Genomic DNA, 19,552 nt, shown 5'->3' with positions numbered 1-19,552 from the left:
GCTTCGAACCTACCGCGTAGGCTCGCAGGCGTGGTGTCTTCGATGACCGGGTGGTGGGACGGGGTCGAACTGTGGCTCGTCCAGTCGCCGTTCGTCCTCCAGTTCGCGCTGGTCATGTTGATTCTGGCGCCGCTGTGCTGGCTGGCCGCGTTCCTGATCGATCGTGGCGTCGATCGAGTCTCCGCCTTCTTCGCCAGGCGCAGCGGCCGGACGCCGCAGCCCGACGACGTCCGCGAAGTGATCGACACGGGTGTCCGTCGAGCGTCGGGAGGCCCGGCGTGAACTCTCCCCGTCGCATCACGCTCGTCCTGATCGGACTGATCCTGTTGGTCCTCGTCGCCTGGCTCGTGCAGCGATGAGCTGGGACCTGGTCGTCGAGGCGATCGAGCAGGCGCAGGCCGACGGCGCCTGGCCGCACGTCCTGGACGGTCGAGAACTGGCGGACTCCGCCGAGGTCATCGACGCGATCGCGCGCCTGCTCGGTTTTCCCGAGACCTTCGGCCACAACCTCGACGCCCTCTACGACTGCCTGACCGACCTGTCCTGGCTCGAAGAGGGCGAGCACCGGCTCGTCTGGGTCGACCCGGCGGGCTACGCCGACCGTGATCCGGCGGGCTTCCCTCGGATTCGGCGTGCGGTGCTCGACGCCGTCGAGCAGGACGAGCCGGGCGACCGAAAGCTGTCCGTCGTCTTCGTCGAGGTCTGAGCCGAGTCGCCGCGGTGCTGTTGCCGTGAGCACGCTTCGTCGTTCCGGGGCTCACACTCGGCGCCGAGATCTGACGAGCGGCGGACCTGGTGTGATCCGTCCGGTGTCCTCGAGCAGCCCGGCATGTCGCTTCCGCCCCGCCCCAGCCCCGCCCCGCCCCGCCCATGCCGCAGGCCTCCCAGGCCCACGGTGATCAGCGCCGTCGGAGGCGCAGGACGTCCTGGGTACAGCTCATCCGGTAGCCGCCGTCGTCGAGCCGATGCCGGTCGAGCTGCCTGGTCAGCTCCGCGCGGGTCCGGGCCGGGCGTCGTTCGTCGGTGGGAACGCTGGTGATGCCGCTGAGGAAGAAGCGGAAGATCATCAATGCCGTGTCGAGATCCGGTGCGGCGAGGATCGACGGCACCGTGTCCAGGACCACGGACCAGCCCGAGTCGCGCGTGGCGGGGAGCAGCTCGGCGAGGTCGAAACGCCTGCCGGTGAACCGGTGGAGCAGCCGCATCAGGTCGCTGTCCGGATTCTGCAGCAGCACGACCAGTTCGCCCTCTTCGGACAGCCAGGATGCCATTCGGTTCAGGCAGGCCTGCCAGTCCTGCCGAGGCACGTAATAGAGGATGTGAGAGCAGAGCACCAGGTCGGCGGGCAGGCGGGGCTGTGCCGTGAGGATCGAGCCCCCCAACACCTCGGCATCGGGCGCGGCCAGCGTGATCCGGTGATGCAGCTCGAGATTCGGCTCGATCGCGACGACGTGCGCGAAGGAGTCGACGAACCAGCGCACCGTCCGGCCGAAGCCCGCACCGACGTCGATGAACTCCAGCCGCTCCGGCAGACTCGCGACGATGCGATCCAGCCGGGGCCTGGTCACCGCCGCCTCGTCGCTGTGTGCAAGGTAGGCGGCGAAGGCCTCCTGATAGCCCTCGCCCGCCGGATCGAGCGCGGGCAGCGTGCTCATGATCTGCTCTGATGACACGGGGACCTCCTCGTCCCGAAGTCGTGGTCGGGCGCCGGGCGTCTGACGTCGGGCAGGCACGGTCGCGGGCGGTGGATCGCCGGTCGAACCAAGGCCGTCAGCCCGGCTGATCAGGCCCGAGCGCCGAGCTATTGTCGAGTCGCCGCACCCTGCTGGCGCTGCGCCGACGCCCAGGCGGGGGGCGGAGTCTGCCGAATCCGCCAGGGCCGCCGTCCCGTCGTGCGTTCCATGAACCGCCGGGCGGACCTCGGCGACCCGCAGCCTGCCCGATCAGGGGCGTCTGAGCCGCAGGAAATCCTGGGTGCAGTCGATGGTGTAGGAGCCGTCGGCGGCGACGAAGTGTTCCTGCACGTACTCCGACACTGCGGCGCGTTCGGGATGTGCCTCCACGGGCGTGATGCCCAGGATGAACTCGGCGATCGTCGTGGCGGTCTCCAGATCCGGAGCGCGTACCCGCGCCGGGCTCGTCTCGACCCGGACGACCCACCGCCCGCCCGCATCGCCGGTGATGAACTCCTCGGCGGCGGAGGTGAGGTCGAAGCGATGGCCGGTCAGGTGGCGGACCATCCCCATGGCGCTGCTGTCCGGGTTCTGCAACACGACGATCAGCTCACCGCGTCGGGAGATCCACGACGCGAGCCTGGCCAGCACGGCCGGCCACTCCGGCCGGGGGATGTAGTAGAGGACGTGGGAGTTGAGCACCAGGTCGCCTCGCGCGTCCGGCGTGGTTTCCAGGATTCGGCTCGGCAGCACCGTCGCGGTCGGACAGACCATGTGCAGCCGCTTCCGGAGCACGGAGTTGGGCTCGACGGCGATGGTCCGCCGGAACGAGCCGCTCAGCCACGCCGTTGTGCCGCCCTCGCCTGCCCCTGCGTCGATCAGCACGTCGTGACGCGGCAGATCGGCGACGATCGACTCCAGATGCGCCCACATCTGACGCTTCTGATCGGTGTGTGCGAGGAAGGCGGCGAACGCCCGCTCGTAGGCCGGGTCGGACGGGTCGGCGGCGCCCGACGGCCCCGGTGTCTCGGACGGATCGACCGGGAGGACGACCCCGGCCTGCTCCGGCTGATCCCTCGACTGACGCATCGCCACCCCACCCTCCGTCATCGCTAGGACACCCAGTGTAGGAGACACGGCCGATTCGACGGCGGTTCGACAGACCGAGCGGGCCTGCCGAGTCATGCGGGCGGGCGGTGGCGGCGAGCCGGGCGGGCGGGTATCGGCGTAGCCGACGGGATCGGTGTTCCTGGGTGCGACACGGTGCGTGCGCGCCGGTCAGGGGCTCGCGTTGGATCGGCCTGTCGGATCACCCGGCGTTCACGAGGAAGCCCCGAGTGTCCACAGCGGGAACAGGGATGGCAGGAACGCCCTCGCGTACGCCGGGAAGATGTCGCCCGCCCGGACTTTCGGATGCGGCAGCGGGGGACACCCCCGCGTACGCGGGGAAGATCCGGTCGACGGTGCTCCGGAGGGCCTGCTGCCGGGAACACCCCCGCGTACGCGGGGAAGATATCGGCGATGGCGGGCAGCGCGGGCTCACCGTGGGAACACCCCCGCGTACGCGGGGAAGACCTGGGAGTGCATCGACCATCGCCGCCGCCCCCTTGGAACACCCCCGCGTACGCGGGGAAGACGCCGTGCCCCTCATCACGCCGTTCCACCACATGGGAACACCCCCGCGTACGCGGGGAAGACCCTTGCTGACCTGCTGGTCTACCGGCGGGTAACCGGATTCTCGTTCACTTCGGATGAGTCTCGATGTCGATCACATTGCCGGGACGAACGCGACTGATAGACGACGTCTCGCTTGCCGCCTGCATCCCGGCGGTCTCGCGCCGATCGGGGAAGTCGACCGGCCGCCGTCCCGCCGGGGCGCTCAGCCTCGCCCGGCCGCCGAGCCCGGCGGCCCGTCGGCGGGCACCCAGGACGGCGGGCGCTTCTCGGCGAAGGCCCGCATGCCCTCCTGCCCCTCCGCTCCTGCGAAGTGGCGTGCCGAGAGCGCCAGCATGTCGGCGAACTCCTCCGTGAGCCGGCCCGATCGAGGGCTGCGCAGCATCGCCTTGGTCGCGGCCAGCGCCGCCGGTCCGCCCGCCGCCAGCATGCGCGTCATCCGGCTGACCTCGGCGTCGAGATCCTCGGCGGCCACGGCCGAGTTCAGCAGTCCGATGTCGACGGCCCGCGCGGCGTCGAAGGTCTCGCCGGTGAGGAACAGCTCGTGGGCGGCCCTGGCCGCGAGCCGAGGCAGGACGGTCACCGAGATGACGGCGGGCACCACTCCGAGTCGCACCTCGGAGAAGGCGAAGGTCGCCGTGTCGGCGGCCACCGCGATGTCGGCGGCGGCCACGAGGCCGACCCCGCCTGCCCGCGCCGGTCCGGCGAGTCGGGCGACGACCGGCGTGGGGCTGGTCCAGATCAGCTCCAGCAGCTCCGGGAACTCGTTCACGCCCTGATCCGCCGCGCCCGCACCCCTGGACTCCCGCAGGTCCATGCCGGAGCAGAACACCGGGCCGGTGTGGTCGAGCACGATGACGCGCACCGACTCGTCGGCGATGTCCGCGATCAGCAGGTCACGCAGTTCGCGACGCAGCCGGGCGGACAGCGCGTTGCGGTTGTGCGGGGAGTCCAGGGTGATCGTCGCCGTGCCGTCCGCGACGCGATGCCGCACGAGGTTCTCGGTCATCTGGCCGACCCTAGGCGACCGGGACGTGCTCTCGGCAGGAGTGCGTGGCGACTCGGGGACGCCGATTCGTCGATCTCCGCAGGCGTGGTGGGCGGCCTACCCCTGAACCTCGGACTGCTCGGCCGTGCCCGAGCCGTCGAGCCCCTCCAGCCTGCCGACAGCCGACAGCCGCCCCGAGCAGCCGCGACGGCGGGAATCCGAGCCGGTGACACCCGTCCGGCCTCAGCCTGACGAGCGAGCCGCCGCCGCGTAGCGGTCCAGGACCAGGTCGACCAGCTCCGGTGCCGCGCCCATCGGCTCGGCGAGCACGGCGGCAGGCTCATCGGCCCGGACCCCCTCGATCACCCGGTTCAGCAGCAGTCCTGGGGCGAGGAACCACGGGGCGACCGCGATCCGTTCGGCACCGGCCGCGCGCAGCTCGGCGACGGCCTCGGCGGCGGTGGGGCCGGTCGCCGAGGCGAATGCGGGCACCACTCCTGCCCAGCCGTGGTGCCGTGCCCAGTCTTCGGCCACCCGACGCACCAGGGAGTTCGACTGCTCCTGCGAGGAGCCCGCGCCCGCGAGCACCACGCCGACCTCCGGCGTGCCCGGCCGGATGCCCGCCTCGGCCAGCCTGCGCAGCGCCGCCGACTCCAGCCGCTCATCCGGCCCGAGGACGTCGGCGACCGCCACCCGCAGCGACGGTCGACGGCGGCGGGCCCGCTCGACGGCGGTCGGGATGTCCACCCCGGCGTGATAGGCGTGGCCCAGCAGCAGGGGCACTAGCACCGACTCCGTGTCGACCTCGTCGAGCACCTCGTCGAGCGGCGGCGCCGACAGTTCGAGGTAGGCGGGCAGCACCGGCATGGAAGGCCGTGCTCGGCGCAGACCCGCCACGAGGCTGTCGATCGTCGCGGGCGAACGAGGATCTCGGCTGCCGTGCGCCACGGCCACCAGCGTCGGACTCACAAGCCTCGGCCTTCTCTGCATCGGACTTCTCGGTGTCGGACTTCTCTGCGTCGGACCTGGCGGTGTCGACCCTGTCGAGCCGTCTCCGCCTCGAACACGTCAGCGCCGGGCAGCCCGCCGCGTCCGGTCCCCAGACGGCACGGCCTCGACTACACCACCCCCGACAGGCCCCTGGCGAGCAGTATCCGACGCTCCAGCGGCCGGAACACCAGCAGGTCCACGCTCACGCCCACGAGCAGGATCAACAGGATGGCGGCCAGGACGCCCGGCATGTCGTTGAACGAGCGGGCCTGCTCGAGGGTCTGGCCGAGGCCGATGCCGAGCTGCGGCGAGGCCGCGATCAGCTCGGCGGCCATCAGCGAGCGCCAGGAGAACGCCCAGCCCTGTTTGCAGCCCGCCAGGTAACCGGGCAGCGCCGCCGGGAGCAGGATGTGGCGGGCGCCGGAGATCCGGCCCGCTCCCATCGCCTGACCGGCCCTGGTCAGGATCGGCGGCACCTGATCGACGCCCGCGACCAGGCCGTTGATCACCGAGGGCACCGAGCCGAGCAGGACCACCGCGAAGATCGTCGTCGGCGTCAGCCCGAACCAGAGCACGGCGGCGGGCACCCAGGCCACCGAGGGCAGGCTCTGCAGGCCGGTGATCACCGGGCCGACGGCGGCGCGGACCACCCGCACCCTGGCCACCAGCAGCCCCAGCGGGGTCGCCACCGCGACGGCGATCAGGAAGCCGAGGATCGCCCGATGCAGCGAGGTCCACAGCACCGGGAAGATCTCCCCGGTCCGCACCATGCCCCAGATCTCGGTACCGACCGCAGCGGGAGCGGGCAGTCGGAACTCCGGCCACAGCGCCAACGCCCATAACCCCTGCCAGATCGCCAGCAGCAGGCCGATGGCCACGAGCGGCGGCAGCACCCCGGACAGGGCCCGTCGCCAGGCGGGCGGACGGCGCTCCGCCGGGGTGTCGAGGGCGTCGAGACCCGCGCCGACCCGGCCGAGGTCGATCGTCTCCACCGGCGAGCGATCCGACGGGCCCGGCCGTTGGTCGATGTCAGGCTCGGGCATGGCTGGAGATCACCTCCCGGAGCCGGTCGGTGATCTCCTCGACCAGGGTCTCGCTGCCGTCGGAGGACCACTCCTGCACGACCCGACCCGGCCGCGAGGACAGCAGCACGACCCGCTGGGCCAGCCGGACCGCCTCCCGCACGTCGTGCGTGACGAACAGCACCGAGGTGCCGGTGGCTCGCCACACGCGGAGCAGCTCCGCCTGAAGCACGTCGCGGGTGATGGCGTCCAGGGCGCCGAAGGGCTCGTCCATCAGAAGCAGCCGATGCGCCGCGACCTCGGCGGCGCCCGCGTCGTGGCCTGGGCGGGCCGGGCCGCTGCCCGATCCCGCCGGGGCCGCGCCTGCCCGGCGCCCGCGGACGCCGTCCCGGTGAACCGCCGTGCTCTGCGCTCGCCCCGGCGCCCCGGAGCCGTTCGGCGTGCCCGAGGTCGCGCCCCCGCCTGCTGAGCCGGTCGGGACGACCCCGTCGGTCGACCCGTCCGGGGCGTGGCCCGTGGAGGCCAGCGCCCTGGCCAGGGCAACTCGCTGCCGCATCCCGCCGGACAGCTCATGCGGGCGCTTGTCCCCCTGCCCGCCCAGCCGCACCAGTTCCAGCAGCTCCGAGGCACGGGCCCGCCTCGGCGCCGCCCGCATCCCCGCCAGCCGCAGCGGCAGCTCCACGTTGCGTCGCGCCGTCAGCCACGGCATCAGCGCGGGCTCCTGGAACATCACCGCAGGCCGCGAGGTGTTGATCGTGACCGTCCCCGAGGTGGGCTGGTCGAGCCGCGCGAGCAGGTTGAGCAGCGTCGTCTTGCCGCACCCCGAGGCGCCCAGCAGGCAGACGAACTCGCCCGGCGTCACCGTCAGGTCGACCCCGTCCAGGGCCACCACCGCGTCCTGGCCGTGCCCGAACTGCTTGACCACCTTCGACACCGAGACCGCCGGTCGACTGTGGGCGTCGAGGTCCGTCTCGTCCGTGAGCGTCACCGTCATGCCTGCTCCTCGATCCTTCTCCGATCAGGACTCGTCGTCCAGGCCCGCGTCGTCGACCGGTTCCTCACCCAGTTCGGCCAGGACTCGGTTGAGCGGCCGCAGGTCGCTGAAGGCGGTCAACTCGGGTGCCTCGTCCAGCAGGCCCGCGTCGACGGAGTTCTCCGCGAGCTGCGGGAAGCCTGCGGCGTCCGGGTCCCAGGTCGGCTCGATGTTCTCCCAGGCCCGGTCCACCACGGCCTCCTCCAGCGGGTTGCCGGTCAGCCGCGCCAGCTCCTCGTTCGCGGCGTTCTTGGCCTCCTCGGGGTTCTCCCGCGCCCACCGGACGGTCTCGACGTGGGCCCGCAGGATCGCCTCGACCGTCTCCGGGTGCGCCCGCAGGAACTCGGTCCGGGCGATGATCACCGTGGTGGGGAAGCGGCCGTCCGGCCACTCGTCCCGCTCGTCCACCAGCACCTCGGCGTCGGCCTCGATGACGAGGCGGGACGACCACGGCTCCGGCAGCCAGCCGCCGTCCAGCTGGCCGTCGCGGAACAGCGCCAGCGTCTCCGCGTTGTCCACATTGGAGACCTCGATCTGATCCGCGCCGGGTCCCTGCTCGATGTCGTTGTCGAACAGCCATTTCTTCGCCGCGACGTCCTGAGTGTTCGCGAGCTGCGGGGTGGCGATCGTGCCGCCGCGCAGGTCGTCGACCGACTCGATCTCCGGGGCGACGACGAGCTGGGCGCCGCCCGAGGTGACGCCCGCGATCAGCCGGGTGTGCGTGCCGTCGGACTGCTCGTAGGCGCTCAACGGCGGATTGGAGCCGATGAACTGGATGTCGAGGGAGTCGCCGAGCAGACCGTTGACGGCGTCCGGACCCGCGTTGAACGTGTGGGTCTCCAGCCGGGTGTCGCCCAGCGCCTCCTCGAAACGGCCCTCGCTGACGCCGATCAGCGCCGACCAGTGGGTGATGTTCGGGAAGTACCCGAGGTTGACCACGTCCGCCGGACCTTGATCGGCGGCTCCGGCGGTCTGCTCGGCGGGTTCCCGCTCGAGCCGCGAACACCCGGACAGGATCAGTGCGATCGGCACCACCAGCGCGGCGGAGACCGCGCGGCGCAGGCCTGGAGGAGACGGGTCCATCTGTCAGCCTTCCCTGATCCTGTTGAAGCCTTCGCCCTCGCGGCGAAGGGGCGTGGAATCGGCTCGCCGCCGACGGTTCGGCGGCGAGCACGTCTCCGATGTGGTGTCTGTCAGCGGCTCGCAGTCGCCCGATCGGCGTGTTCAGCACCCGTCACCGGCTCGTCGCGGAGCCCCGGCACGGCAGGCTCGGCGGCGTCCGCCGTCTCCTGCAGGGCTCGCAGCGGCACCCCGACGAGGCCCGCGGCCAGCGTGTTCCCCTCGGCGGGGTCGATGATCAGCAGCGCCCCGGTCCGCCTGCTGATCGCGTAGTCGTCCACCGGCAGCGGATCGGCCGTGCGCAGCGACACCCGGCCGATCTCGTTGAGCCGCAGCTCCTCGGGGGCGGCCACCGACACCAGCCGCTGTTCGTCGAAGCGGACGACCAGCTCCGAGACCACCGCCTGCGTCGTGCGGGCGCCGTGCTTGACGAGCACCCGCGCGCCGGGTCGCAACGGCTTCTCCGCCAGCCAGCACACCGTGGTGTCGATCTCCGTCACCGCCTGCGGCGCCTCGGCGACGTCGCTGATCAGGTCGCCCCGGCCGATGTCCAGCTCGTCGGCGAGCAGCAGCGTCACCGACCGGCCAGCCACCGCCTCGTCCAGCGGCCCGTCCGAGGTGTCGATGCGGGTCACGCGGCTGCGCAGCCCGGCAGGCTGCACACTCACCTCGTCACCCGGCCGGATGACGCCCGCCGCGACCTGGCCCGCATAACCGCGATAGTCGGGATGTTCCGCCGTGCGGGGGCGGATCACGTACTGCACGGCGAATCGGAACGGCACGTCGTGCGGGTCCGGCGCCACTGGCACCGTCTCCAGGTGATCGAGCAGCGTCGGGCCCGCGTACCAGGGTGTTCTGGTGGAGGCGGTCACCACGTTGTCCCCGACGAGCGCGGAGACCGGGATCGACACCACCGCGTCGGAGGCATAGCCCAGCGCGGCGGCGTGGGCGGCGAACTCGGCGCTGATGGTGCGGAAGGCGGCCTCGTCGTAGTCGATCAGGTCGATCTTGTTCACGGCCAGCACCAGTCTCGGGACGCCCAGCAGCGCCACCACGGCGGCGTGCCGACGGGTCTGCTCGACCACGCCCCGGCGGGCGTCCACCAGCAGGATCGCCAGCTGGGCGGTGGACGCCCCGGTGACGGTGTTCCGCGTGTACTGGACGTGGCCTGGGGTGTCGGCCAGCACGAACGACCGGCGGGGGGTGGCGAAGTACCGGTAGGCGACGTCGATGGTGATGCCCTGTTCCCGTTCGGCCCGCAGGCCGTCGACCAGCAGCGACAGATCCGGCTCGGCCAGACCGCGCGCCGTGCTCACCCGGTGGACCGCCTCGAGCTGATCCGCCAGCACCGACTTCGTGTCGTGCAGCAGCCTGCCGACCAGCGTGGACTTGCCGTCGTCGACGCTGCCCGCCGTGGCCAGCCGAAGAGAGTCGATCTGCTCGCCGGCGCTCATCAGAAGTAGCCCTCTCGTTTCCGGTCCTCCATCGCGGCCTCCGACATCCGGTCGTCGGCCCTGGTGGCCCCGCGCTCGGTGAGCCTGCTCGCAGCCACCTCGGCGATCACCTCGGCGACCGTGCTCGCCGAGGACTCCACCGCGCCCGTGCAGGAGCCGTCGCCCACCGTGCGATAGCGGATGAGGCGCTCGACGACCTCCTCGTCCGCCCGAGGGCCGCCCCACGGCCCGGCGGCCAGCAGCATCCCGTCGCGGAGGTGGACCTCGCGGCGGTGTGCGTAATAGATCGAGGGCAGCTCGATGCCCTCCCGCTCGATGTAGTTCCAGACGTCGAGCTCGGTCCAGTTCGACAGCGGGAACACCCGGACGTGCTCACCGGGCCGATGCCTGCCGTTGTAGAGGTTCCACAGCTCCGGGCGTTGTCGGCGCGGCTCCCACTGGCCGAAGGCGTTGCGCAGGCTGAAGATGCGCTCCTTGGCTCTGGCCCGCTCCTCGTCGCGCCGCCCGCCGCCGAAGACGGCGTCGAACCGCTGCTCGGCGATGCTGTCCAGCAGCGGCACCGTCTGGAGCGGGTTGCGGGTGCCGTCGGGCCGTTCGGTCAGCCTGCCGTCGTCGATCCAGTCCTGGACGTGGGCCACTTCCAGCCGCAGCCCGTGCTCGGCGACCAGCCGGTCCCGGAACTCGATGACCTCGGGGAAGTTGTGGCCGGTGTCCACATGCAGCAGGGCGAAGGGCACCGGCGCGGGCCAGAACGCCTTGCGGGCCAGGTGGACCAGCACCGTGGAGTCCTTGCCGCCGGAGAACAGCACCACCGGCCGGTCGAACTCGCCTGCCACCTCGCGGAAGACGTGAATCGCCTCGGACTCCAGCGTGTCCAGCCCGGAGAGCGTCCTGTTCGGCGTCGCCGCCCGAGCGTGCACCGTCTCGGGCTCGGCGGTCGTCCCGGTCGTCGGTGCGGTGTTCATCTGCCCCCTCATCCGTGTAATCCGCACTCGGTCTTGGTGCTGCCCGCCCACCGGCCGCTGCGCGGATCGGCACCGGGCGCGGGCCTGCTCGTGCACGGCTGACAGCCGATCGAGGGATAGCCCGCCGACACCAGTGGGTTCACCAGCACGCCGTTCTCCTCGATGTAGTGCGCCATGTCGTCGTCCGACCACGCCGCCAGCGGATTGACCTTCACCAGGCCGTGCCGCTCGTCGAACGTCACGAGCGGGGTGTTCGCCCTGGTCGGCGCCTCCACCCGACGAACGCCGGTGACCCAGGCCCGATACCCGGCCAGCGTTCGGCGCAGCGGCTCGACCTTGCGCAGCGCGCAGCAGCGATCCGGGTTCGACGCGAACAGTCGAGGGCCCTCGTCGGCGTCCTGCTCGGCGACCGTCCTGCTCGCCGTGGCCTCCACGATCCGCAGCGGATACACCGAGGCCACCGCGTCCCGGGTGCCCAGCGTCTCGGCGAAGTGGTAGCCGGTCTCCAGGAAGAGCACGTCGACGCCGGGGCGGGCCCTGGTCGCCAGGTCGATCAATACCGCGTCCTGCATGTTCGAGGCGACGATCCACTCCGCGCCGAACGTCCGCGCCGTCCAGGCCAGTGCCTCGGCGGCGGTCGCCTCGGCGCCTGCTCCGCCGCCCGATCCGGCAAGCAGTTCGGCCCCCTCAGCAGCCAGTCGCCTGCCCTGCTCGATTCGTCTCTCGGTCTCCACACTCATCCCGACGACCTCGCCTCTCTTCGAGCCTGTCCTCGGTCCGGTTCCGTGTCGTTCGTGCCTGCCTGCCCGGCGGAGTCGCCCGCCGCCGAGACCGTCGTGTCGGTCGGTTCCGGCGAGCGGCCGTCCCGGTCCTGTTCGGCGACCGAGGGACCCGCGCCGCCGCGCGGCCGCAGACCCACCATGCGGACGACGAACACCCGCCGACAGCCCGCGCAGAGCCAGGCGCCAGCGGGCTCCTCCTCGGGAATCAGGTCCTCCTCCGCGCAGTACGGGCAGTGGAACGGCACCGCCCGGCCCTGGCCGCCGACGGCCTCGAACGGCGTGTCGGCGCTCACCGGAGTTCGGCCTCCTCCGCGCGCAGCACCCACTGCGCGAAGCGCTCACCCTCCTGGCGCGCGGCCAGATACCGGCGCACCAGCCGTTCCACGTAGTCGGTCAGCTCCTCCGAGGTGACCTTGTGGCCGCGCAGCTTGCGGCCGAAGCCGGAGTCGAGCCCCAGCCCGCCGCCCAGATGCACCTGGAAGCCCTCGACCTGCGCGCCGTCGGCGTCGGTGACGATCTGTCCCTTGAGGCCGATGTCGGCGACCTGCGTGCGAGCACAGGCGTTCGGGCAGCCGTTGAGGTTCACCGTGACCGGATCGGTGATGCCCGCCTGCACGTCAGCCAGCCGTTGCTCCAGCTCCTCGACCAGCCGGATCGCGCGCGCCTTGGTCTCGACGATGGCGAGCTTGCAGAACTCCAGCCCGGTGCACGCCATCACGCCCCGCCGCCACGGCGAGGGATCGCTGTGCAGCCCCAGACTCGTCATCTCCTCCTGGAGCGAGGCCAGTTCGGCCTCCGGGACGTCCAGGACCAGCAGGTTCTGATGCACCGTGGTGCGCACCCGCCGTGATCCGACCCGCTCGGCCGCCTTCGCCACCCCGACGAGCGTGGAGCCGGAGACCCGGCCCGCGGCCGAGGCGAAGCCGACATAGTGCTGTCCGTCCCGCTGCCGGTGGATGCCGAGGTGATCGCGATGCGCGTCCGGCGTCGGCGGCTCCGGGCCGTCCAGCAGGCTGCGCCGCAGATACTGCTGCTCCAGGACCTCGCGGAACCGCTCGGCGCCCCAGTCGGCGACGAGGAACTTCAGTCGCGCCCGGTGCCGCAGCCTGCGATAGCCGTAGTCCCGAAAGATCTGGGCGATGCCGTGCCAGACGTCCGGCACCTCGTCCAGCGGTATCCAGGCGCCCAGCCGGACGGCCAGCTTCGGGTTGGTGGACAGCCCGCCGCCGACCCAGAGGTCGAAGCCCGGCCCGTGCTCCGGGTGCTCCACGCCGACGAAGGACACGCAGTTCGTCTCGTGCACCACGTCCTGGCGGGGCGAGCCGGAGATGGCCGACTTGAACTTGCGTGGCAGATTGGACAGCGTCGGATCGCCGATGTAGCGCCGGGTGATCTCCTCGATCGCCGGGGTGCCGTCGATGATCTCGTCGTCGGCGACGCCCGCCACCGGCGAGCCGAGGACCACGCGCGGGCAGTCGCCGCAGGCCTCGGTGGTGGACAGCCCCACCGCCTCCAGAGTGGACCAGATCGCGGGCATGTCCTCGATCCGGACCCAGTGCAGCTGGATGTTCTGCCGGTCGGTCAGATCGGCGCTGTCGCGCGCGTAGGTCTGCGAGATCTCGCCGATCGCGCGGAGCTGGGCGGTCGTGAGCAGACCGCCGTCGACGCGCACCCGCAGCATGAAGTACTCGTCGTCGAGCTCCTCGGGTTCGAGGATCGCGGTGCGGCCGCCGTCGATTCCGGGCCGCCGCTGGGTGTAGAGGCCCCACCAGCGGAAGCGGCCGCGCAGGTCGCCGGGGTCGATGGAGTCGAAGCCGTTCTTAGCGTAGATCGACTCGATCCGGGCCCGCACGTTGAGCGGGTTGTCGTCCTTCTTGGACCGTTCGTTGGGATTGAGGGGTTCGCGGTAACCGAGAGCCCACTGCCCTTCACCGCGCCTGCGGCGCACCGTGGGAGTCTGCGGCGTGGGAGTCATCGGCTGCGACCTCCGAGGTTCGAGGCGCCGCGCTGCGGTCGGGGACTACCCGTCTTCGATGCTGGGGTGGGTGACCCGTCGGCGCGCTCGGCGCCGAGTGTGGTGGGAACACGACGGCGGAGCTAGCGGTCGCCTCGGCACAGCGCGCTGGCGACGCGCTTGTAATCGACGTGACGCCGTGCCACGAGTCGAATGCGCCGCGCTGTCATGCCGTCGAGCCTGCCACGCCACGCCGAGATCGGTCCAGGTCTGACCGGATGCTGAGACGCGCGGCGGAAGATCGTCACAGTTCAGGCCGTTCCCGTCCGCCGACTGGTATTCGCGTCGTAGACGCGATGCCGTCGTTGGCGCGATCTGGGACGACGGATCTGGGACGACGGATCTGGGACGACGCCCCGGTGCAGGCAGCGCAGGCGCGACAGCGGCGCGGGGTTCGGGCTGCGGTGCCCGGCGGGTGGGCGTCCGGCGGCGGAGCGTCCGCCCTGCGCGTGCTGCCGCCTGCCGGGTCGACGTCGCCGCGGGCGACAGCCGGGGCCGCGCCGCTCGGCCGCCCCGCGTCCTCCGCCGCCGGAGTCGCCACAGGCTGGCGCAGCCGCAGGCCGGGGCCGCGCAGCCTGCGGCTGCCGGTCCGGCCGGGACGGAGACCGCGGTGGAGGGTCGGCCGATCGCCCGGGCGAGGGTCGGCATCGCCGGGCCTCGATCGCCCTCGTCTCCGGCGACTGCGACCCGTTGCCCGGCCCGGCCTCGGGGGCGACAGGGACGGCAGGGCACCCTGGACGAATGCCCAGCTCACTTCCCGACGGGGAGCCGATGCCTGCGGACGGCGCGCTGCCCGCGTCCGCCCTCGACGGCCTCGGCCGCAGACCCTTCGGCGTCTACGTGCACGTCCCGTTCTGCGCGACCCGATGCGGCTACTGCGACTTCAACACCTACACCGCAGGCGAACTCGGCTCCGGCGCTGGTCAGGACTCCTGGGCCGAGGGTGTGCGCCGGGAGTTGGAGCTGGCCGCGAAGGTCCTCGGCGCGCCACCGAGGGTCGACACGGTCTTCGTCGGCGGCGGAACTCCCTCGCTGGTGGGAGCCGAGGTCCTCGGCGCCGTGCTGTCGGAGATCGACGGCGTGTTCGGCCTGGCCGACGACGCCGAGGTGACCACGGAGGCCAACCCGGAGTCGACCTCGCCGCAGTTCTTCGCCGACCTGCGTGCCGCAGGCTTCACCCGCGTGTCACTGGGGATGCAGTCCGCCTCTCGGCACGTCCTGGCGGTACTCGACCGAACGCACACGCCCGGCCGGGCGGTGGCGGCCGCCAGGGAGGCGACGGCGGCGGGCTTCGAGCACGTGAACCTCGACCTGATCTACGGGACGCCGGGGGAGAGCGACGACGATCTGCGTGCCTCGCTGGACGCGGTGGCGGCCGCCGGGGTCGATCATGTCTCGGCCTACTCGCTCATCGTCGAGGACGGCACCGCGCTGGCCAGACGGGTGCGGGCAGGCGAGTTGCCCGCGCCGGACGAGGACGTGCTGGCTCGACGGTACGAGCTGATCGACGACGTGCTCTCGGCGGCGGGACTCGGCTGGTACGAGGTGTCCAACTGGGCATCCCTGGCAGCAGGCGAGGCCGCCTGGTGCAGGCACAACATCGGCTACTGGTCCGGCGGCGACTGGTGGGGCCTAGGACCCGGTGCCCACAGCCACGTCGGGGGCGTCCGCTGGTGGAACGTGAAGCATCCGGCCCGCTACAACGCCGTGCTGGCGGCGGGTCGCAGCCCGGGCGCGGGACGCGAGGTCCTGGACGTCGACGCCCGCCGGGTGGAGCGTGTCCTGCTGGAACTGCGGCTGGTCGGCGGGCTGTCCACCGAGATCCTTGACGAGGCAGGCCGCCGCGCCGCCCTCCTCGCGGTGGACGACGGACTGCTGGCGGCCGACGCACTGGCCGCCGGGCGCTGCGTCCTCACCCGACGCGGCAGGCTGCTGGCCGACGGACTGGTCCACCGCCTGCTCGGCTGAGCCTGGACCGCCGCAGAGCCCTCGGGAGCCGTGAGAGGCGTCACACCGCGCGCCCGACGTCGCTGCCGCGCCGCTGTGTCGGATCTGACAGCCTGCGGCGGCCATCGGCGCCGGAGACCGGTTCGAGGGAACCTCGGGGCCCGCAGGCGGGCGCGCCGTGGACGGAGGATCGGGAGACGCCTCCAGCACCGCACTAGTCGGACGGGTAGGGAATGCGGCATCCGAACCGTAAACTCAAGACAGTGGCGGAGATCGAGACGATCCCCGCGCGGGCTTGAGTCGAGTGAGGAGCGGAGGTGTCAGACGGTGAGTGCCGACGATCGTCGGTTCGAGGTGTTGCGAGCGATCGTCGCCGACTACGTCTCCACTCACGAGCCGGTGGGGTCCAAGGCCCTCGTCGAGCGGCACAACCTCGGCGTCTCCAGCGCCACGGTGCGCAACGACATGGCGGCCCTTGAAGACGACGGGCTGATCACCCAGCCGCACACCAGCGCAGGCCGCGTGCCGACGGACAAGGGCTATCGGCTCTTCGTCGACCGGCTCAGCGAGGTCAAGCCGCTGTCCGGGGCCGAGCGCCGAGCGATTCACAGCTTCCTCGAGGGCGCATTGGACCTGGACGACGTGCTGCGCCGCAGCGTGCGGCTGTTGGCCCAGCTCACCAGGCAGGTCGCGGTGGTGCAGTATCCGACGCTCACCCGCGCCACGGTCCGACACCTGGAGATCGTCCGGATCACCCCGGCACGCCTCATGCTCGTGTTGATCACCGACACGGGTCGGGTGGATCAGCGGATCGTCGACCTCGGCGACGTGATCGGTGACGAGGACGTCGCACGGCTGCGCGGCCTGTTGAACTCGGCCATGATCGAGCAGCGGCTGCCCGAGGCCTCCGCCTCGGTCGCCGAGCTGCCGGAGAAGGCGGCTCCGGAACTTCGCGACGTCCTGACCAGGGTGTGCAGCGTGCTGATCGAGTCGCTCGTCGATCATCCGGAAGAGCGACTGCTGCTGGGCGGCACGGCCAACCTGACGCGGAACGTCGGGGACTTCCCCGGTTCGCTGCGGCAGGTGCTGGAGGCGTTGGAGGAACAGGTCGTGGTCCTGCGCCTGCTGGCGGCGGCGCGGGACCCGGGAACGGTACTGGTGCGCATCGGCGTCGAGAACGAGGCGATGGAGATGCGGGACACGTCGGTGGTCTCGGTGGGTTACGGCTCGCGGGGCACGGTCTTCGGCGGGATCGGCGTCGTGGGTCCGACGCGGATGGACTATCCGGGGACGATGGCCGCCGTGCGGGCGGTCGCGGCGTACGTGGGGGAGATCCTGGCCGGGCGCTAAAGGCCCGATCGGCGAAGAGAGCATGATGTAGGCAGGGCAGGGTCCGCTCGGACCCGACATCGACGATGAGAATGCGTGCCGACGGCGCGCGGGCGAATGAACGCCGCGGTTCGGCGGGCGGGCTGCGGCAGGAGGACCGGAGAAAGTGGCCAGGGACTACTACGGCTTGCTCGGCGTGAGCAAGGACGCCAGCGCGGATCAGCTCAAGCGGGCTTATCGGAAGCTGGCACGCGAGCTGCACCCCGACGTCAACCCCGATCCCGCTGCCCAGCAGCGGTTTCGCGAGGTGACCACGGCATACGAGGTGCTCACCGACCCCAAGAAGCGGCAGGTGGTCGACCTCGGCGGTGATCCGCTGGAGAACGGCGGCGGCCGATCGGGCGGTGCGGACCCGTTCTCGGGCTTCGGCGGGCTCGGCGACATCATGGACGCCTTCTTCGGCGGCACTGGCGCCTCGGCGGGTCGAGGACCGCGCAGCCGGATGCAGCAGGGCTCTGACGCGCTGATCAAGCTGCGCATGAGCCTGGAGGACTGCGCCACCGGCGTCAGCCGGGAGATCACCGTCGACACGGCCATCCTCTGCGACACCTGTGCCGGAACCGGCTGCCAGGAGGACACCACGCCGTCGGTCTGCGACACGTGCGCCGGTCGCGGCGAGGTCCAGTCGGTGCAGCGCTCGTTCCTCGGCCAGGTCGTCACGGCGCGTCCGTGCCCGACCTGTCGGGGTTACGGCGAGGTCATCACCGACCCCTGCGGTCAGTGCAGCGGCGAAGGCCGGGTGCGCTCGCGCCGCACGATCACTGTGAAGATCCCGGCGGGCGTCGCCGACGGCATGCGGGTGCGGCTCTCCGCTCAGGGCGAGGTGGGCGTCGGCGGCGGGCCCGCAGGCGATCTCTACGTCGAGGTCGACGAGGTCGAGCACGACACCTTCACGCGCGACGGCTCCGACCTGCACTGCACCCTGATGATCCCGATGACCTCCGCCGCGCTGGGCACCGTCCTGCCGCTGGAGACCCTGGACGGCACCGAGGAGATCCGGGTCGAGCCCGGGACTCAGCCGGGCACTCGTCTGCTGCTGACCGGGCAGGGCATGCCGAGGCTGCGATCCAACGGCCGGGTCAGCGGACGCGGCGATCTGCACGTCCACCTCGAGGTGGTGGTGCCGACGAGGCTCGACGGCAGGCAGACCGACCTGCTGCGGGAACTCGCCGCGCTGCGCGACGAGGAGTCCGAGCTGGCCGCGAACGGCAATGGACGGGTGAATGGCGGGCTGTTCTCGCGGCTGCGGGACTCCTTCGGCTCCCGCTGAGCCGCCGGGGGTTCGCGACCGGATGCGGCGGGCGCGGGCGGGCCGCCACGGGGCGGCGGCGCCGAGCCGGGGCCGCGTTCCGTTCGGTGTTCGTCGGCTCGCCGCATGGCCCGTCGCGGGCGGCCGGAGAGCGGCGGACGGTGCGCCCACGGCCCGTGGAGGCTGACCGGATCTCGGAGGTAGGCGTCTGACGTCCCCGCACGAACCCGCCTGCGATGGACTGGTCGGCACCCGCCCTCGCCCGCGCCTGCGGGTGGCTCGGCCGAGTCTTCGGGCGGAGGCGGGCCGGGTCCTGCCCGGTCGCCGACGACACGGTGCGCGCCGGGACGCCGTGCTCGGCGGGCAGTCGGCCTCGGTGATGTCTCGACGACCGCGGTGGCTCGGCCGTCGCGGAGCGGCGGCCTGACGGCGAGGGGCGAGAACCACGCCCATGACGTGCTGGAGGGGATGACGATGACGACCTCGCCGATGGCAAGGGGCGGCCTGCCGCTGTTCCTCACGGAGCTGCCCGCCGGGGCGGATCACGTGGTGCTGAGCGGACCGGAGGGGCGACACGCGGCCACCGTGACCCGACTGCGGGTCGGCGAGCGACTGCTGCTCGCCGACGGTCGCGGCGGCATCGCCAGGGCCGAGGTGACCTCGGTCACCAAGGACGAGCTGCGCGCGGACGTCCTCGAACGGGTTCAGGAGCCCGCGCCCGAGCTCCGCGTGACGATGGCTCAGGCGCTGCTCAAGGGCGATCGAGCCGAGCTGGCCGTCGATCAGGCCGTGGAGGTCGGCGTCGACGCGCTGGTGCCGTGGCGGGCCGCCCGCTGCGTGGCCCGCTGGGACGCGGGACCGCGCGGCGCCAAGGCGCTGGACCGGTGGCGTGCCACGGCCCGCACCGCCGCCAAGCAGGCGCGGCGATCCTGGCTGCCGCCCGTGCACGAGCCGACGAGCACCGCCGGGCTTGCCGAGCGGGTCGGGTCGGCCGCCCTCGCGCTCGTGCTGCATGAGTCCGCCTCGACTCGGCTGACCTCGGTGGACCTACCGACGACGGGGGAGCTGCTGCTGGTGGTGGGGCCGGAGGGCGGGATCGACGAGACCGAGCTGGCGACGCTGACCGAGGCGGGCGCCCGCCCGGTGCTGCTGGGCGACACGGTGCTGCGAGCCTCCACCGCGGGCGTCGCCGCGCTGGGTGCGCTCGCGGCTCGCACGGGCCGGTGGTGAGTCGGAGTCGGCCTTGCGCCGAG

Annotated in this window: 18 protein-coding genes and 1 CRISPR repeat array; of the genes, 6 read left to right on the top strand and 12 right to left on the bottom strand. The window is 72.0% G+C overall.

Annotation, left to right across the window (positions count from 1 at the left end):
- The first annotated feature begins 30 nt into the window (after positions 1-30).
- Entirely contained in the window at positions 31-282 is a 252-nt protein-coding gene (locus tag UA74_RS24700; protein WP_157434427.1) for a hypothetical protein, read from the top strand.
- Between the two features lie 73 nt (positions 283-355).
- On the top strand, positions 356-706 hold the full coding sequence (locus UA74_RS24695; protein WP_075742382.1) for a barstar family protein: 351 nt from the start codon (positions 356-358) through the stop codon (positions 704-706).
- A 193-nt stretch (positions 707-899) separates the two neighbouring features.
- On the opposite strand, the gene UA74_RS24690 is transcribed toward UA74_RS24695, so the two are convergent.
- From UA74_RS24690 to UA74_RS24630, 12 genes are all read right to left on the bottom strand, one after another.
- The gene (locus UA74_RS24690; protein WP_157434426.1) at positions 900-1,673 is read right to left on the bottom strand and encodes a class I SAM-dependent methyltransferase; all 774 of its coding nucleotides are present in this window, start codon (positions 1,671-1,673) and stop codon (positions 900-902) included.
- A gap of 270 nt (positions 1,674-1,943) precedes the next feature.
- Positions 1,944-2,783, bottom strand: coding sequence for a class I SAM-dependent methyltransferase (locus UA74_RS24685; RefSeq protein ID WP_075765566.1), 840 nt, complete (start codon positions 2,781-2,783; stop codon positions 1,944-1,946).
- Between the two features lie 254 nt (positions 2,784-3,037).
- Positions 3,038-3,371: a CRISPR direct-repeat array (repeat unit 28 nt; unit sequence GGAACACCCCCGCGTACGCGGGGAAGAC).
- A gap of 181 nt (positions 3,372-3,552) precedes the next feature.
- Complete coding sequence (locus UA74_RS24680) at positions 3,553-4,356, bottom strand: enoyl-CoA hydratase-related protein (protein WP_075742379.1); 804 nt, start codon at positions 4,354-4,356, stop codon at positions 3,553-3,555.
- 222 nt (positions 4,357-4,578) lie between these two features.
- Positions 4,579-5,304, bottom strand: coding sequence for a sirohydrochlorin chelatase (locus UA74_RS24675; protein ID WP_232237430.1), 726 nt, complete (start codon positions 5,302-5,304; stop codon positions 4,579-4,581).
- Positions 5,305-5,453: 149 nt separating this feature from the next.
- Positions 5,454-6,368: an ABC transporter permease gene (locus UA74_RS24670; protein WP_075742377.1), complete on the bottom strand. Its 915-nt coding sequence runs from the start codon at positions 6,366-6,368 to the stop codon at positions 5,454-5,456.
- The gene (locus UA74_RS33810) at positions 6,355-7,341 is read right to left on the bottom strand and encodes an ABC transporter ATP-binding protein (RefSeq protein ID WP_232237429.1); all 987 of its coding nucleotides are present in this window, start codon (positions 7,339-7,341) and stop codon (positions 6,355-6,357) included. Before UA74_RS33810 ends, UA74_RS24670 begins: the two co-directional genes overlap by 14 nt.
- 24 nt (positions 7,342-7,365) lie before the next feature.
- Entirely contained in the window at positions 7,366-8,463 is a 1,098-nt protein-coding gene (locus UA74_RS24655; protein WP_075742376.1) for an ABC transporter substrate-binding protein, read from the bottom strand.
- 110 nt (positions 8,464-8,573) lie between these two features.
- Complete coding sequence (locus UA74_RS24650; RefSeq protein WP_083683594.1) at positions 8,574-9,953, bottom strand: sulfate adenylyltransferase subunit 1; 1,380 nt, start codon at positions 9,951-9,953, stop codon at positions 8,574-8,576.
- On the bottom strand, positions 9,953-10,918 hold the full coding sequence (cysD, locus tag UA74_RS24645) for a sulfate adenylyltransferase subunit CysD (RefSeq protein ID WP_083683592.1): 966 nt from the start codon (positions 10,916-10,918) through the stop codon (positions 9,953-9,955). The genes UA74_RS24650 and cysD overlap by 1 nt, the downstream gene beginning before the upstream one ends.
- An 8-nt stretch (positions 10,919-10,926) precedes the next feature.
- Positions 10,927-11,658: a phosphoadenylyl-sulfate reductase gene (locus UA74_RS24640; protein WP_083683591.1), complete on the bottom strand. Its 732-nt coding sequence runs from the start codon at positions 11,656-11,658 to the stop codon at positions 10,927-10,929.
- Complete coding sequence (locus UA74_RS33120; protein WP_075742375.1) at positions 11,655-11,993, bottom strand: hypothetical protein; 339 nt, start codon at positions 11,991-11,993, stop codon at positions 11,655-11,657. The genes UA74_RS24640 and UA74_RS33120 overlap by 4 nt, the downstream gene beginning before the upstream one ends.
- Positions 11,990-13,675: a nitrite/sulfite reductase gene (locus UA74_RS24630; protein ID WP_075742374.1), complete on the bottom strand. Its 1,686-nt coding sequence runs from the start codon at positions 13,673-13,675 to the stop codon at positions 11,990-11,992. Before UA74_RS24630 ends, UA74_RS33120 begins: the two co-directional genes overlap by 4 nt.
- Before the next feature lie 780 nt (positions 13,676-14,455).
- Here UA74_RS24630 and hemW point away from each other — a divergent pair.
- The 4 genes from hemW to UA74_RS24610 all read left to right on the top strand — a co-directional run bounded on the left by hemW (position 14,456) and on the right by UA74_RS24610 (position 19,529).
- Positions 14,456-15,682, top strand: coding sequence for a radical SAM family heme chaperone HemW (gene hemW, locus UA74_RS24625; RefSeq protein ID WP_075742373.1), 1,227 nt, complete (start codon positions 14,456-14,458; stop codon positions 15,680-15,682).
- 306 nt (positions 15,683-15,988) lie between these two features.
- On the top strand, positions 15,989-17,011 hold the full coding sequence (gene hrcA, locus UA74_RS24620; protein WP_075742372.1) for a heat-inducible transcriptional repressor HrcA: 1,023 nt from the start codon (positions 15,989-15,991) through the stop codon (positions 17,009-17,011).
- A 145-nt stretch (positions 17,012-17,156) separates the two neighbouring features.
- Entirely contained in the window at positions 17,157-18,320 is a 1,164-nt protein-coding gene (gene dnaJ / locus UA74_RS24615; protein ID WP_075742371.1) for a molecular chaperone DnaJ, read from the top strand.
- A 468-nt stretch (positions 18,321-18,788) separates the two neighbouring features.
- Positions 18,789-19,529 (top strand): 16S rRNA (uracil(1498)-N(3))-methyltransferase, encoded by a 741-nt coding sequence (locus UA74_RS24610; RefSeq protein WP_075744193.1) that lies wholly within the window; start codon positions 18,789-18,791, stop codon positions 19,527-19,529.
- Positions 19,530-19,552 lie beyond the last annotated feature (23 nt).

Source organism: Actinoalloteichus fjordicus (genome assembly GCF_001941625.1).
In the GTDB taxonomy this organism is placed as follows: Bacteria; Actinomycetota; Actinomycetes; order Mycobacteriales; family Pseudonocardiaceae; genus Actinoalloteichus_A; species Actinoalloteichus_A fjordicus.
This window is presented reverse-complemented; position numbering and strand designations above follow the sequence as displayed.